This is a genomic window from Streptomyces sp. NPDC127092, from assembly GCF_042722475.1.
GTDB lineage: Bacteria > Actinomycetota > Actinomycetes > Streptomycetales > Streptomycetaceae > Streptomyces.
In genome coordinates this window covers 3,094-4,566 of the sequence record NZ_JBHXFE010000097.1, presented here as the reverse complement: position 1 = coordinate 4,566, position 1,473 = coordinate 3,094, and the positions used below count along the sequence as shown (strand labels likewise).

Annotated in this window: 2 protein-coding genes; both read right to left on the bottom strand. The window is 70.5% G+C overall.

What is annotated here, in order from left to right:
- Positions 1 to 345: hypothetical protein (locus ACFWJO_RS37290; RefSeq protein ID WP_386872561.1), on the bottom strand; the 345-nt coding region annotated here is incomplete at its 3' end.
- Positions 308 to 1,473: replication initiation protein (locus ACFWJO_RS37285; RefSeq protein WP_386872559.1), on the bottom strand; the 1,166-nt coding region annotated here is incomplete at its 5' end. The genes ACFWJO_RS37285 and ACFWJO_RS37290, both read right to left, overlap by 38 nt.

Genomic DNA, 1,473 nt, shown 5'->3' with positions numbered 1-1,473 from the left:
ATCGGTGGGTGCGGGGTCGATGTAGGGGTAGCTGGCGAGGTAGGACAGCACTTCGTCACGGGGCAGGAGGCCGGCCGCGTAGAGGTCGATGACTTCGGCCGGCCACAGCGGATGTGTGGCGGGCCTGTCAGCCAGGCTTGTGCGGGCGCGAGCGAGGTATTCGCTGATGCTCGACTGGGCTCGGCCGAGCGCACCGGCGAGCTGCTGCTGGGTCACTCCCAGGTCGGCAGCCTTGACGAGCTGCACACGGCGGAGCACGTCAAGGGCGGTCGGGATGCCCTGGAGCTGTGCGAGCTGCTGGGTGGCCTCATCGGGGGTCGTCGGGGGGATCAGGGTCAGGGTCATGGGGGCACCTCTTTCGTCCGCCTACAGGGTATCGGATACCCGATACGGAGGGAAGGTGGCTCACGCCGGGCTGCCCTGGGCCGGGGGCCGGGACAGGGTGACGCTGGGGGAGGCACGGTGTGGGCGCCAGGGCACCCTGATGCTCCGATGATTTCCGCTGGGTGAGGGCCTGTTTTAGCCAGGTGCGGACGGTGCGGGTAGTGACGCCCATGCGCTCCGCGATCTGCGCGGCGGTGGCTCCGTTTGCGGCCTGCTGGCGGGCCTCAGCGGCGCGGACGGCTGCCTTCTGGGCGCGCACATGGGCGGCACGCTGGGCGGCAGTGACACGCTGGGCACGCTGGGCGGCGGTACCGCGTGAGCCTCCGATGCGGCCGCGCTCGGCTTGGCGGCGGCGGTAGGCGTCGGAGAGGTGGCCGTGTCCTCGGCCGCGGAGTCCATTGCGCGGCCGTTGGCGGGCTTCGTATCGCTCGATGGAGCGGATGATCCCGGCGACTTCGGCGGTAGGTAGGGGCGGTGAGCACAGGGCGTTCGCGTGAGCTGCGGCCTCGGCCACGGTGCCCGAGAGGCGCAGACGTGCGTAGTCGAACACGAACTGGTTGCGTTCGCCCTGCTCTACGGTCATGGACGCCTCTGCCGCGCTCACGAGGGCGCGAGCGGTGTTGGTGTCTCGTCGGGCGGCGGTGGGCACGTGGGCCTCGAGGGTGGGCCAGGTGTGGTTCTCGATCATCTCGGCTCGGAGCGCGCCCAGAGATCGGGGGGTGGTCGGTCCCCAGATCACGCGGCCTTCGGTGGCCCATCCGGTCCAGGTGGGGTTCCACTGGCGGCGGTTGGTGAACGCGGGGTCACCACCGACGGCGGCGGTGAGGGCTGCGCGCACGTCCTCTGCGAAAGCGACGGGGGCGGTGCGGGCGTTCGGTCCCACGGTGACGTGCTCGATGATCCATCCGGCCTGGACGTGGCCGTTGCGGCCCTTCTCGATGATCCATGACGGGGCGGGCACGTCGGCGGCGAAGATGCGGAGCAGGGAGTCGTCGTGATCCATGTCCACGGTGAGCACCCACATGACGCCGCCGGGGCGGCGTCCGGTGCCTGCGGTCACGGGATCAACGAACTGGAAGTGCTCGATCC